Below are 15,163 nucleotides of genomic sequence, written 5' to 3'. Positions count from 1 at the left end.
ATTATCTTAAAAATTTATCAGTTATATATATTATTTGTAACAACGTAATGTATGACACACTCACCAACATCAATATTCTAGCAGCTTTGGGGGTTCTTTGCTTGTATAATTTCACAGCGTACAACAACATCCATAATCCTAAAATCAATACAAACACAGCTGAAATCATACTAATATGCAATCTACCTGTAAATCCTAAACAAGGCAATAGAGAAGCTACTATTAGCCACAAGGTATATAATAAAATTTGTACCGCTGTTTTGTTATCCTTTTGCCCAGTAGGAAGCATATAAAACCCTGCTTTTTCATAATCTTCGAATAAAAACCAACCTATTGCCCAAAAATGTGGAAATTGCCAAAAGAATTGTATTAAAAAAAGGGTTCCTGCTTCGATTCCGAAATGATCTGTTGCCGCAACCCATCCGAGCATAAAAGGGATAGCTCCAGGAAACGCACCCACAAAAACCGATAAAGGTGTTACGGTTTTGAGAGGTGTATAAAGACTTGTATACAAAAAAATGGATATTGCTCCAAACATGGCTGTTTTTTGATTGATTTGATAGAGCAATACAATCCCAATAATTGTTAACAAAGACGCCACTACAAGCGCTACTTTTGGCGACATTCTACCGGAGGGTACTGGTCGATTTTTAGTACGATCCATCAAAGCGTCTAAATCTTTTTCAATCACTTGATTATACGCATTGGAAGCTCCTACCATACAATATCCGCCAATGATTAACATGACTAATGTCGTCCAACTGAAGGGATTGTTTTTATCGTCAAAAGCCAACAAGTATCCTGCAATAGATGAAAACACCACACTAATGGCCAACCCGGCTTTAGTGATTTGCTTAAAATCATGATATATTTTTAAAGGCGCAAAAGAAGAGGCTGAAGTATTCAATATTCTGTTTGAAAATTAATTCTGCAAAAGTAGTTTATCAAAAAGGATTTGACAAAAAACATTTGATAAAATAATTTGATTAAAACTCTCATTAATAATCAAAATACCAATTAAAAATATCGCATCGTAGTCCAAGAGAAATCCATGTAGTAGTACTTTTGGTTATTGTATCCGTTTCAAATGAAGGCTGAAAACTTCTGTAAATAAAACTTCCAAAGACTTTCAAATTTGTCGCAGGATTAACTAAATAACCCGCTTGTAAATCGGCGATAATAATTTTCGTTTTGTCACCTTGACCTATTTCAACACCCACATCATAAGGGCGATTCTCATTGTAATTTAAATAAATATTTCCCCCATAATTGAGTCCATCATAATCCAAACCTCTTATTCCGTAGGTAACCTTTGCATCGACAAAATATCTGCCTTTGTGATAACGAGCTATGGCTATCATCTCTTTTGCATTACCCCCCCATTGATGTCCTAAACTCTGATTGTATGAACCATAATTTGTAATGATATCGCTATGAGAATATACATAAGGACGTATACGATTGTATTCGAATTGGAGTAACAAATTATTAACATGAAAAGCGTTATAAAATTTAACACCTATTTGTTGTGCAAACTTATTTTTCCAACTATTATTACCCGCTTTTACTTCATGGAACGAAAATTCATCAATCAGAAACTGTCCATATACATTGATGTTGTTACTTAATTTATATTTTCCTGAGAAGCCTAAAAGTGCATTCCCACTTTTTGATGATGCCGAAATCTCAACAGCTCTGTAAAAAATTATGGGGTTTACAAAGCTCATATCAAAGCCTCTGTTGTTTTGGTTAGCCCAAACTACTGATTCAAACAAACCCAAATTAAATCTTTTAGATAAATTCCAACTTAAATAATGCGTAGCTGCATATTTAGACGCATAGGTTCCGTCTACTGTCACATCAGGACGGACATCTTTGAGCCACATATAGACGTTGGTATATTTGATTTTCCAAAAATTAGTATTGATTTTAAAGTATGGATAAGGAGAAACACCGTCAGTTAAAAAGAGTGAACGGTATCCATCACCTATAAAATTTCTTCCATATCCTAATTGTAAATTTATGAATTTACTAGGTGTATACGTAATATTTGCCTCAGCCATTGGAAAGTCATACGCATCTGTTTTAAAATCTTTTGCGATTCCCATTCCTGGTACAATCCCAGGATTTCCTCCCGATGGTCTTATGGAATAAATGTAATCATTGTAGTAGTTTGCAAATTTTCCTTGACTCTCAAAAATAGTTGATGAAAAATGTAATTGTTCCCCTATTGCCCCTCGCACTTGAATTCCTCTAGTGTTAATATACGTTTTTTGTTCGCTTTTTCCTACTTGCATGTCGAAGATTGGATTCAAGGTAAACCAGTAGCCGTCTCCTTGGATAGCTGCCGTATTTTCATTCCAAATTTTTCTTCCCCACCATGAACTTTTGCTTAATTGTAACTTTGAATTTTCAGCTTCCAAATTATAATACTTAGAAACTTCTGAATATGTGTAAGGTTTGACAGCTGTGTGATTATTACTTCCTACTTGATTTAATGCAGGATCAAATTGTGCATAATAACTGTGTGAAAATTGTATGTTTAAATGACTTTTAAATTGGGGATTATTAAATTTTTGTAATGCAATATTTTCAAATTCCTTTAATTCTTTCTCAGGATTTTTAATATCATATACTGTTGATTCTTGCGTTCTATTTTCTACTTGCAACGCTGGATTTACTAAAGGAATAGCAATTTTTATAGAATATTTTGTATAAGTGGGTTTACCATTATACGTTCCTGGGTTAATTTTTGGCAAACTTTCAAAAATACGTTTACTTTCTTTTACCAATTCCTCTTTATCAGAATCTATGTAAAGCACTTTAAACAATCCTTTTTCATCTACTTCAAAAAGGACCATGATTGACCCCATATAATTGCTGCTTTTTACTATTTCAGGAACTTTAAAATTAGTAAAAACATAATTTTGAATTTCGTTATAAAAACAAGTTTCTAGTTCTTTACTATTTTTGTTTTTACAATTAGGAAAAACCGGAGATTGCTCACTATTTTGAGCGGAAGTAATAGAAAAATTTAATACTAACAGTAAAAAAGTAATTTTTTTTATCATAATAAAACCGTACTAATAATCACTATTTGTTGATGTCCCTTCAGCAATAGCTTTTGCTGATGAAGTTCCAATTCTTTTTATTCCAAGACTGATCATTTCAACAGCCTCATCGTAAGTTCTTACACCACCAGCTGCTTTTACAGGAAGCGGACTTGCATTTTCAAGCATCATTATTATTGTTGGAATTGTCGCGCCATTTGGCAAACCATTTATTGTTTTATAAAATCCCGTCGATGATTTCACAAAAACAGAAGCATACTGATCTTCTTTAAAATTTGACAACACCACATTCTTAATTAATGCTGATAATTGTACAATTTGATCGGGTTGTAAAGCTGCCACTTCTATAATCCATTTGACAATTTTATGATGTGTTAACCCTAGGCGAGTCCCTTCCAATATTTCATTTCGAACTAATTCAACTTCTCCACGCTTAAAAGCCTCATAATTACATACAAAATCCAAATCATCAACACCATTCTCTATTGCCATTAAAGCTTCTGCCAATTTTTCTTCTAAAGAATTTGTTCCTTCATGAAATCCGATAACAGTTCCGATAGTCACTTTTGAATGAGCCTCTTGAATCATCTTTCTTGCCATCTGAACCATATCTGGACGAATCATGATAAGCTTAAAATTTTCATCTATGGCTTCCTTGATAAATCCTTTAACAACTTTAGTGTTATCAGTTTCAGAAAGACCTGCTTGTTCGGCAGTTTTTAAATAGGTGGAATCTAAATATTGTTTAATGTTCATCTTTACATGATTAATATCCTTTTAAAAGAAAAAGATGTATTTAATTATGGCTCAAAAATAGAAAATATTAAACAAAATGATGTTTGGTCTTACGTTTATTTTTTAGTCACTTTAATTAAAAAACACGCTGAAAATTGAAATAAAATTTTACAAAAAAAGGGAAACACAAAAAAATCTGCCTGTAATTGAGGCAGATTCTTCTTCTAAATTTATTTTCTTGCTAGATGTAAGATTATAAACGCTGTCAACGCTCCAAGTGAATTAGCAAATACATCTCTAATATCTGGTGTTCTTGTCACTGCAAACCATCCTTGACATAGCTCCATAAAAATTCCGTAAATTATGGCTAAAAATAGAATGATTCTTTTAATCTTATTGCTAAATAAAAAATGCTTGGTAGAAAAATACCAAAGGAACATAAAAACAAAATAAAAAGTAAAGTGAACATATTTATCTTTATGCTCAATTTTAATAGAACTTCCTATTCCATTTAATGATATAAGACTTAAAACAGTAATGATAACAGTCCAAATCCCTGCAAAAAAAAGAATAATCGTTTTTTTATTAAGCACCGATTAATGTTATATATGCTTCACTATCAAGCAAATCGTCCCATTGTGCTGTATCAGACACCTTCACTTTGACCATCCATCCTGCTCCATAAGGATCTGAATTTACACTATCCGGATTTCTTTCCAATTCGTCATTAAATTCAATAATCTCTCCAGACATAGGTAAAAACAAATCAGATACTGTTTTCACAGCTTCAACCGTTCCGAAAACTTCGTCTTTTTCCAAAGTTTGATCTAAAGTTTCCACCTCCACATAGACAATATCTCCTAATTCTTTTTGTGCAAAATCAGTAATCCCTACTGTTGCTATCTCTCCATCAATTGAAACCCACTCGTGGTCTTTTGTATACTTTAAATTGCTAGGTATATTCATTTTATTTGTATTATTAATTCAGGTCAAAAGTATTGTTTATTCTTAAATAATTAAAATTGTTTTGTTGAATTTTTTTTAATTTCCAAAGTTATATCGAAGTGTAAATCCACCTCTTATATTAGTCATTGGGAAAGATGTTGAAATTACAGCTTTGGAGAAAGAATGGTCATAATACAAAATCAATGTCAGGTTTTTACTAAAAGAATAATCTGCTGTAAGCTTTGCTGTCCAAATATTTTGACCTCCAGCCAACTGATTGTTGTTATAATCTAAATAACGGACGATTGTTTTATTATTTCTGTACGAAAAATCAATCTTCAAATTAATATCACTCTTAATAATTCCCGTTGGACTATCTGCTAATTTAGTAGACAGTATCACATCTTTAAAGCGATATCCTGTTCCAATAATATATTCAACCCCTTTTACTTCTGTCAATAAATTATTATCAAAACTTAAAGATAACGCCCTGTCTCTTTTCATTTCGGTTCTTAAACTAAATGAGTTTTTCGTTTCAAAATCAAATTTAATCAGCGGACTAAACTGTTCTACCAAATTCACATTACCAATTAAAGTTTGTACATAAAAATTACCATTCAATGGATTAATTTCTCCAGCATGTTGGTTGTAGTCCAAATTAGAACGGAAAGAGTTTATGGTATACGAGGCTTTATAGGCATGTTGAATGGAGAATCTTTTAAAATTATCTTTAAAAAACTGATAACGCATTAATCCATTGTATTTAATGTTCCAGTTTGGAATCGGAATGTTTTTAAATGCTGATAAAGAAATACTTCCTGCTCGCTCGTCTGGTTTACTTGCAACATCAACTCCAAAGCTTTTCATAAATGGAAGATCAAACCCTGTATACGCCGCCAAAAAAGAAGGTAATAAGACTTCTGAACTTCCTTTTCCATAACCAACAGGGAATCCATCCGTATCTACAGGGAAATTAGATGTTCCGTAATGATTTAAAGCCAATCGATTTGCTATAATCAATCTATTGTTTCTGAAATCTTCAAATGAAGACGAATAAAACTCATCACTTCTGCGGAATGAGGAACGGAGCATCACTGTTGATATTGCAAAATTACCCGTATCATATGGGGAACGTGAATTATAATGTCCATCTGCCATATCGTATTGTTCCGTATAATTATCGGTATAACTTCTATTGGCGCTTAAATCGATTTTAAAATCAGGGAACAAATCGACATTAGCTGCAAAATCAAGTGTTTTTGTAACCGAATGAGTATAGTTTTGATTAAAATCGGGATAGGTTGTTAACCATCCATTTTTGGCAGCTTCAAAGCGCACATCATCTTGCCATCCAAATCCAAACCCTAACGTTGGTTTTGACGTTCCAAAGAATCCAACACTTGGTAAAAATCCTGGTAATAGCGTACCTTGATTCTCTGTATAATTTACTTTGATATTTTTAACACACATCAAAAGACCTTTCAATCCATCTACAAATACATTTGAATCTTTTATTGGCGCCACTTTTACAGCTGTCACTTTTTCACCTGGTTTTGGTGCAGCAGCTACAGGGGCTTTTACAGCTTGTTTTGATTTAGACAGGCCTATAAATTTATAAAAAGTTTCCATATTCAATTCCGTGTTCAATTTGTGAGAACCCGAATTTTGTATGGTGTTTCCTAAATTATATTCCAATCCATCGCTTGCTATGACCGATGACAAAGCTATTGATGAACGTTGCCAGTTATAGGTTCCCGCATACGTATAGTTAGATTTTACAAAACTCAAGAAAGGAATTTTACTTAAAGGCAATTCATAATTTACTGTAATCTGTTGGTTATGTTGATTTGGTGTTCCCACGTTCCAATAGTCTGTCCAAACAGTATATGAATTATCTGGTGTATTATCATCTCTCATGTAATTTCTTACAATGTTATTGGAAGTAGCATTAAAATTAACTTTTAATGATTTACTGAGATTGTAATTAAATCCATACTGATAATTAAACAAATAATTTCTTTGATACAAAGCATCAATTCCAATTCCCTCAACATCCACAAGTCTGAATTGCTGTCTATTGTACTGTCTAGTAATATTAGAACTAAATGTAAGATTAGAAGGCAAGTAATTAAAGTTAAAATCACTTAACATTTTCCAATAACTGCTTTTCTTCATCAACTTCACATTCTTCAGTGGTTCAACAGGTTTTGGCTGAAAAGCGAATGCATAATCTGCAGTAGTGCTCACTTTTTGATCGAGATAACTTTGTAATTCATAACTGTGTCGATCTACTTGATTGTAGGTATAAGACAACGTCACATTCTCAGGATCATAAAAATGAGGCTTTTGCTTTTCACCACGTTCTTTTTTTACACCTATAAAGTTGATGCTTTTCCGTTTGGTATAATCAATCGCTCTATCTTTTATATTCTTCTTCTCTGTAGGATCGGTCGTAATGTCTAGCAATTGTTTTAATTCAATATCTTGATAGTAGGGATCATATTTAGGCGTAATAAATTCTTCTCCAATAGCATAGTTAAAAGGCAAGTTTATATGGTATTTCTTTGGCAACAATTTACCCAAACTCATATTGGTAACGACATTATATTGCAAGTCATCTTCTCGACTTCTTTCATTAGGACCCTGCTCTAAGGCTCCAAATCCAATCGTTGTCATTTTACCTGTAGCAGATACATTAGCAAAATCGGCTATATTTCCATCGAAACTTGCTACTGCTGCCATCCCTCCTTTATTATCCATTTGAGCGAGTCGTAATTCATTGAACCACACCTCACCCTTTATACGACGTGGATTTAAAGGATGATCTGAAGTATTAAGCCTATTCGTGTTGTTTTTTACTCCAAGCATTATAATCCTGACTTGACCAAAATTTGGATTTCCTCTAATTCCCAATCGCAAGCTTTCATCTCCATCACCACCCACAATTGCAGGATCATCATCTGGATAATATATTTCTCCAGGAGCATATACATGTTTCAATGCTAAGATTTTCATTCTTGTAATAAGTTCTAATGAAAGATCCATATTATTAGCCTCTGGCCAAACATCTTCTCGAGTGTTATCATTAAATTGAGTCTTTTTAAGCGTTTTTTCAACTTGATAGAAATTGTCTGTCAAATCAGTTCCAAAACGAATAAACCCTATCATCTCATCATCAACAATAGACCCCGTATCCAATCCAGAGGCACTAGGAAGTGCTTCTGCATGCATGAACATTTTCAACCTTTTATATTGACGCATGTCTACGTTTACATTTTTGAATACTCCTCTAGAATCTCCAGGCTCTAATCCATTATCAATCAAACTCCCCACACGAACTGCCAAAGATTGTTCGTTTTGCGGAATTAATGTATTATTGTTATATAATTGTTCTAATTGAACACCTGGAGGAATTACATAATTTATTGGTTCACGCGTACCATTCTCCTGTACATTCACTGCCAACGAATCAAAATCAGTATCATCATCTGTAGTATCTGTATCGTTCGGATCTAATGTATTGTCATATTTTCTCCAATCCCCGCGCACCAAATCTAATGATCCAAAACGCAATGTCATTTGATCTGTAAATCCGGTCATAAACATTCTCATAAATCGAATCGAACGAAAATCGGAAATATTACCAATTACATTTCGATATTGTGTTACTGGAATTTTAAATTGGATCCAACGTGCTCTTCTAGTTTCTCCATTAGACAATGTTATTTGGGTAGGCTGAATATTTGTAATATAATTTTGTCCTACATTAAATTTTGATTCATCAATATCCAAGGCATACTCGTAGTACGCATTAATCGTGTTCATAGTATTATCACGATTAACATCTTCCACATCTGGATATGTGGTTGACCCTCTATTAGTATCCGTAACATTTACGGGTGAATTTCCTTCTGTTCCATTATAATTTTTATAACGATCAAACACTGAACCTGTTGTGTTTAAAAAATATTTGTAATCATCTTCTGAGGGGTCAGCAAAAGAAGCAAAATTAGGATACTTTGCTGCTTCTTGTGGATCATTTAATCCGTTATACCCCACATCTTGAGAGGCTCTATTGTCTTCATTGGTATCAAAAGCATAAATCAACGATTGAGAAGCAGGGATATTTCCCCAAATGGTAGGCTGTGCCAATACTTGGTTATTACCCACTCCATTTTCGTAAAACTTTTTCCCATCTTGTAATACATCCTCAGAAATTTCTCCTAGGTTGAAATAGATTTTCCCTTTATTTGTAGTTGGGGGAACCCCAGTGGCTGGACTATCTGGGTCATAGAATGGATCCATCATCCAAAACTGAATGTATTCGATATTGGCTTGTTCGAAATTCGTTGAAGTCAACGCTCGTAACATTCCTCCATAATTTTGCTCAGGGTTAGGCAATATATTATTGTTTGCAGCAGCATCTGGATTATAATTGTAAGGCCCTCTTTCTTTTGGAAAATAGGTTAAATCCAAAGTATTTACAACTTGTGATTGTCCTTGAGCCAATACTGTAGCAGGATATAATTCCTGACTGTAAATTCTTCGGGTACTGTTAAATGACAAATCCTCTTCAGAAATTCCTGATGGCCTTTGAGTATAAAAAATTGGGTCTATAGAATACCACGCAAATTTAGCTCTTTTATAACCATATTCTAAACCTGAAGAATTCCCACCAAAATCAAGGTAGTCTGTTGGCATTCCTAAGGTTGGTTTAATAGGAGTCGAAGATAAAAACCAAGAATACGGCGATCGTAAGTCAATATTTGTTCGTGACCCTTCAAAATCTTCTACATACACAGTAGACTCACCATTGAATTTATCTGCTTTAGGGGTATCAGGTTTTAAATAAGCAATCTCTCCTCTAAAAGAGATATTCGAAGGAACATCAGTATCTATATTAGGAAGCTTATTTACCAGACGTGTCAACAAAGGAACCTCTGTTGAAAAACTGGTGTTTAGGCCATAAATTGTATTGTTTACAGACTCTTGTCCGTAGTTTGTTTTTTGTGTAAAAGGTCTTTGAGACAAACGTAAATAGGTCGCTCCAACCATGAATTTATCACTAATTTTATGCTCTACATTAAACCCATAAAATCGTTTGGTTTGGTTTCCAAAAGTAGCATTGTTTTCTAGTGATACTTGAATTGGCGTATTAGATGCTGTCAATGCTGGATCAAGAATTTGGACTCTACCCGCTTGATAATTTACGGTGTAATCAATCCCTTCAACCAATTTTCTTCCACCTGCTGTTACAACCACAGAACCCTTAGGCACATTAAATGCTCCAATAGGTATTCCGTCTCCTCCAGAAGATTTGAACTTTCCTTTCAATTGAAATTTGTTTTTCGAACTGTCTTGTAGCGCCTTTGCTTGAGTACTTCTATACAATTCTCGAAAAACATATTTTGCCTGATTCGGGTTAAATGAATTCGTAACGGGAGGCGTGGTTACATAGTAATCCTGATAATAATTTTCTGTAGGATTGGTTCTTAATTTTTCAAATAAATAGCGACCAAAAGGCTCAACGGAAGTAAAAATAATTCGCCCATTTTGCTGATCAATTGTCATACCTGGAACATAGTCAAAAAATCCATCCCCTCCAGTTTGTGGGTCATTGCTTGAATTTAATCGATCCATTCCAAATACTTTTAACAAAGGGGTATCCTTCACTGTATCTGGAAGAGGTGACGTTGTAGTTGCATCAGTGATGTAATTCAAAGGCGAAGGATCTGTATACAAAATATTAAATTTGAAATCGTCCTTTTGTAATTGAAACCCACTTGGTATTTGATAAATATTTTTCATCATCAATCCCCAAATAGGTTTTTGAACATTCGTCAAACTACTTTTAAGCATTTTCAAAATAAGTGATTGCGAGGTAGGAATTCCATTAGGATCCACTTGAGTAGCTTCTACACCATCATTGGCAAATTCACCAACTTGAAACACTTGATCCCCAACAGTATATTGATAGGCTACAGCTAAAACCTCATCGTTGGCTAACTTTTGCTGTAACGAAATATATCCTAACTGTGGATTATATGTAAACTCATTGGGTAATAATTTTCGTGCATTTTCTAATTTAACATAATCTGTTCCCTCGCTTACATCATTGACAAAACCATCTGTTGAGGTAACAATTTCTCTAATTCCAGGTTTCAACAAGGGGGCTGGCGTTGAAAATGTCCCGATTAAAGCGGGATCGTAACGGTTATTTTTATTGCTTGGGTAGGAATTTATAGGATTAACAAAGAAATCTGAAGGTTGAGGATTTACAGCTACTACTTGGCTATCATCAATAGCACTAGAGGAAAACGTATCGGTTAAACGCGACTCTCCTAAATCTTGAAGTGCCACAACGTTTCTCATATTATTACTCGTAGTATTAACACGATTTTGTTTGTTGGTTACCCAGACTTCAATACGAGTAATTTGTACTCTGCTATCAATAAAAGGATAGTTTCTCAATGAGAAGTCGTATCTATTTTTAAAATACTGTGATAAAAAAAAGTGTCTATCCGCATCATATTCTTGGGCGTATAATTCAAAATTTTGAATTGTCCCACCACCTTGCGCCGTAACCGTTTTAGTTGACGATTTTTGTTCCGCAAATACTGCATTAATAGTGGTTCTTCCAAATTGTAATTGCGTTTTGATACCAAACAAACTCTGAGCCCCTCGAATTAAAGTACTATTCAAAGGCATACTCACGTTTCCAACTTCTAATTTTTTAATAATAGAATCCTCCCCTCCTGAAGCTGAAGGATCAAATTCAAGTTTAATCATGTTTTGAAACGCAAAAGTAGATTGGGTATCATAGTTGGCATTTACTTTTAATCTTTTTCCAACTTTCCCCATCAAACTCATAGAGATTCTTTGATTAAAATCGAACGTAGTGTTCGATCGATTTCTAGGAGATAATGCAGGATTGTCTTGTTTTGTATGTCGAAACCCTAAATCAATTTCTGCAGACCCTGTGGGTTTTATATCAATAGTATTCCCTCCGAAAATAGTTTCAAAAAAACTGGAATTCACATAATATCTTGGTAATAAATTTTTCTTTTTCTCTTCTGCACCCTGTTTTTTTCCATCCATTGCATCTGATTTTTCTTTGAAATAATTATGCATGGATTCTTTCAACACCAATTGTTCATACTCTTTTGGAGTTAATATTATAGGATAATTAATATTAAATCCTTCAAATGTTTTAGTTAACACATACCTGTCCGTTGCTGGGTCATAGGTATACGCTTCCTCCACACTTTTAGGATTTTGCATCGGTATACTTCCCACATTATATCCTGTAGAATCTGGAGTTTGAGTAGGGGTTTGCACAGGAGTTTCTTGCCCAAAAGAAACTTCGCCCACTAACAGTAACATAATAAATACTGTTAGTTTTAATAGAGCGGTAGTATATTTATCGTAATGTGTTTTCAAAAATTATAAATTTTTTAATGCGAGTTTAATAATCCCTTCAACTGTAGCATCAGGATTCTGACTTATTATTTTATCGACAATTTTTTCTGAAACTTTTCGAACGTATCCCAAAACTTCCAAAGCAGATAACGCTTCATCTCGATTTGTATTGTTTGAAAACATAGAAACTTCGTCCAAATCGTATATTTTTAACACTTTTTCTTTCAAATCAAGAATTGCACGTTGAGCTGTTTTCCCTCCAATCCCTTTTATGGATTGAATCGTAGCCACATCTCCGTTAGCTAGGGCATGTATAATTTGCTTAGGTTCTAAGGAAGACAACATTGTTCTTGCAATCCCTGCACCAATCCCAGATACCGAAAGAAGTAATTTAAATAGCTCTCGTTCTGATTTCTCAACAAACCCATACAAAGTGTGAGCGTCTTCTTTTATTAACAGATGCGTATAAAGCTTCACAAAATCATTTTGAGGCAATAAAGAAAACGTATGAAGGGAAATATTAATACTATATCCCACTCCATTACAGTCTAATACCAATTCGGTTGGCGTTTTCTCAACTAATTTTCCTTGAATGTGTGCAATCATAATCTTGTTAATACGAACCAAATATAACAAAAAACTTTTTCTAGCCTATTTTCTTACTGAATAATCGTTATTTAACTTTAAAATTCTTAATTCTTTTCATTTTTTCTTGCGCATCAACAACAGCCACTGCAGCCATATTTACCATTTCTTCGACACTTGCACCCAATTGAAAAATATGAACAGGTTTGTCCATTCCTAACATAATTGGTCCCACCGAATCAACTTTATACAATTCTTTAAGCAACTTATAAGTTATGTTTGCAGCCTCTAAATTTGGAAATATAAGCGTATTCACTTTTTTTCCTGCTAATTTAGAAAAGGGAAATTTTGCTTTAAGCATGTCAGGGTTTAAGGCAAAATCGGTTTGAATTTCACCATCTACAATCAAATCTGGATAATATTTGTGTAAGTAGGCTACCGCTTCTCTTACTTTATTAGCACTCTCATGGGCTGACGAACCAAAATTAGAAAATGACACCATCGCAATTACAGGTTCCATACCAAACATACGAACTGTTTTTTCAGTCATTAAAGCGATTTTAGCCAAATCATCAGCAGAAGGATTAGGATTTATGGCAGTATCAGACAAAAACATTGGTCCTCTGTTGGTCATCATCATGTTGGTGGTGGCAATTAACGAAATCCCTGGCGCTTTACCAATCAACTGCATTAAGGGTTTGACCACTGTCGGGTAACTTCTAGAATATCCAGAAATCATAGCATCTGCGTCACCTTGATTGACCATCATGGCCGCAAAATAATTACGTTCACGCATCCATTTTTGAGCATCTAACAAGGAAATTCCGCGACGTTGTCTTTCTTTCCAAAAGATATTAGCATATTCTAATCGTCTTTTATCTTCTTCTTTTGTTTTTGGATCCAAAATAGGCACATCTGCATCAAAACCTATTTCTTCTTTCAATTCCAATATCTCTTCTTTTTTTCCAAGTAATATTGGCAATCCTATCCCCTCTTCATGAACAATCTGAGCCGCTTTCAAAACATCCAATTGGTCTGCTTCAGCAAAAACAATTCGTTTAGGATCTGTTTTTGCTCTATTCATCAACAAACGCACCATTTTATTATCAGAACCCATGCGTTCTAATAATTCACTTTCATATTTTTCCCAATCGGTTATAGGATTCAACGCAACACCACTTTCCATGGCTGCTTTTGCTACAGCTGGAGCCACAGTAGTAATCAATCTTGGATCAAAGGGCTTTGGAATAATATAATCACGCCCAAAATTGAGACGTGTCTCCCCGTAAGCAATATTTACTTGTTCGGGAACCATTTCTTTGGCTAAAGCGGCCAATGCCTTCACGGCTGCCATCTTCATGTCTTCATTAATTTTCGTCGCACGAACATCTAAAGCTCCTCTAAAAATATAGGGGAATCCTAAGACATTGTTAACTTGATTCGGATAATCTGACCTTCCCGTGGCCATAATAATATCTTGTCTCGTATTGATTGCTAAGTTGTAATCAATTTCTGGTGTGGGATTGGCCATTGCAAATACGATGGGATTTTCATTCATTCCCATCAACATTTCTGGAGTTAGAATATTTCCTGCTGATAATCCTAGAAAGACATCGGCTCCTAAAAGCGCTTCTTTCATAGTCATACCTTCAATTCCACGTGCGTATTTTCTTTGAAGCGTTGATAAATCTTCTCGTTCTGCACTCAAAACCCCATGAAAATCAAACATTAAAATATTTTCAAGTTTCACTCCTAAAGCCACGTACAAATTGGCACAAGCAAGTGCAGCTGAACCCGCTCCTGAAACAACAAGTTTAATATTATCAATTGATTTTTGAGCTAGTTCTAAAGCATTTAATAACGCTGCCGACGATATGATTGCAGTACCATGTTGATCATCATGCATCACAGGAATATCGAGTTCTTCAATAAGTCGTCTTTCAATTTCAAATGACTCTGGCGCTTTAATATCTTCAAGATTAATTCCTCCAAACGTTGGAGCGATATTTTTTACGGTTTCGATAAAAGCATCAATATTTTTGGTATCCACTTCGATATCAAAAACATCAATATCGGCGAAGATTTTAAACAATAACGCTTTCCCTTCCATAACAGGTTTTGAAGCTTCTGGACCAATATCTCCTAATCCTAGTACTGCCGTTCCATTTGAGATTACAGCTACAAGATTCCCCTTAGAGGTGTATTTATATACGTTATTTTTATCTTTTTCGATTTCCAAACAGGGTTCTGCCACTCCAGGAGAGTAGGCCAACGACAAATCTCTTTGTGTGGCATATTTTTTTGTAGGTACTACTTTTATCTTTCCTGGTGTGGGTTTTGCGTGATACAATAGTGCTTCACGTCGCTTATTCGAATTTTTCATTTCGGTTTTTATTATAACTTACAAA

Annotated in this window: 8 protein-coding genes; all 8 read right to left on the bottom strand. The window is 34.3% G+C overall.

The annotated features are described in order from the left end of the window. Position 1: 1 nt before the first annotated feature. A complete protein-coding gene (cyoE, locus tag CLV55_RS08010) occupies positions 2-907 on the bottom strand; it encodes a heme o synthase (protein WP_112113234.1) in 906 nt (301 codons plus the stop codon). Positions 908-998: 91 nt separating this feature from the next. Next, on the bottom strand, positions 999-3,071 hold the full coding sequence (locus CLV55_RS08005; protein WP_112113233.1) for a gliding motility protein RemB: 2,073 nt from the start codon (positions 3,069-3,071) through the stop codon (positions 999-1,001). Positions 3,072-3,083: 12 nt separating this feature from the next. Next, entirely contained in the window at positions 3,084-3,827 is a 744-nt protein-coding gene (gene deoC / locus CLV55_RS08000) for a deoxyribose-phosphate aldolase (protein ID WP_112113232.1), read from the bottom strand. A 209-nt stretch (positions 3,828-4,036) separates the two neighbouring features. Continuing rightward, a complete protein-coding gene (locus tag CLV55_RS07995; protein WP_112113231.1) occupies positions 4,037-4,399 on the bottom strand; it encodes a VanZ family protein in 363 nt (120 codons plus the stop codon). After that, positions 4,392-4,772, bottom strand: a complete 381-nt coding sequence (gene gcvH / locus CLV55_RS07990; protein ID WP_112113230.1) for a glycine cleavage system protein GcvH — start codon at positions 4,770-4,772, stop codon at positions 4,392-4,394. Before gcvH ends, CLV55_RS07995 begins: the two co-directional genes overlap by 8 nt. Before the next feature lie 75 nt (positions 4,773-4,847). Further along, complete coding sequence (gene sov / locus CLV55_RS07985) at positions 4,848-12,134, bottom strand: T9SS outer membrane translocon Sov/SprA (RefSeq protein ID WP_112113229.1); 7,287 nt, start codon at positions 12,132-12,134, stop codon at positions 4,848-4,850. A 60-nt stretch (positions 12,135-12,194) separates the two neighbouring features. After that, a complete protein-coding gene (ruvA, locus tag CLV55_RS07980) occupies positions 12,195-12,776 on the bottom strand; it encodes a Holliday junction branch migration protein RuvA (protein WP_112113228.1) in 582 nt (193 codons plus the stop codon). 67 nt (positions 12,777-12,843) lie between these two features. After that, positions 12,844-15,138, bottom strand: coding sequence for an NADP-dependent malic enzyme (locus tag CLV55_RS07975; protein ID WP_112113227.1), 2,295 nt, complete (start codon positions 15,136-15,138; stop codon positions 12,844-12,846). Positions 15,139-15,163: the final 25 nt, after the last annotated feature.

Source organism: Flavobacterium aciduliphilum, assembly GCF_003268855.1.
Classification (GTDB): Bacteria; Bacteroidota; Bacteroidia; order Flavobacteriales; family Flavobacteriaceae; genus Flavobacterium; species Flavobacterium aciduliphilum.
The sequence above is the reverse complement of the archived record's forward strand: the minus strand, read 5'-3'. Positions and strand labels throughout refer to the sequence as shown.

What these genes read in the sequence shown, in the direction of transcription:
- CLV55_RS08005 (WP_112113233.1), bottom strand. Translation starts at nt 3,071, where the DNA reads ATGATAAAAAAAATTACTTTTTTACTGTTAGTATTAAATTTTTCTATT.
- deoC (WP_112113232.1), bottom strand. Translation starts at nt 3,827, where the DNA reads ATGAACATTAAACAATATTTAGATTCCACCTATTTAAAAACTGCCGAA.
- gcvH (WP_112113230.1), bottom strand. Translation starts at nt 4,772, where the DNA reads ATGAATATACCTAGCAATTTAAAGTATACAAAAGACCACGAGTGGGTT.
- sov (WP_112113229.1), bottom strand. Translation starts at nt 12,134, where the DNA reads ATGTTACTGTTAGTGGGCGAAGTTTCTTTTGGGCAAGAAACTCCTGTG.
- ruvA (WP_112113228.1), bottom strand. Translation starts at nt 12,776, where the DNA reads ATGATTGCACACATTCAAGGAAAATTAGTTGAGAAAACGCCAACCGAA.
- CLV55_RS07975 (WP_112113227.1), bottom strand. Translation starts at nt 15,138, where the DNA reads ATGAAAAATTCGAATAAGCGACGTGAAGCACTATTGTATCACGCAAAA.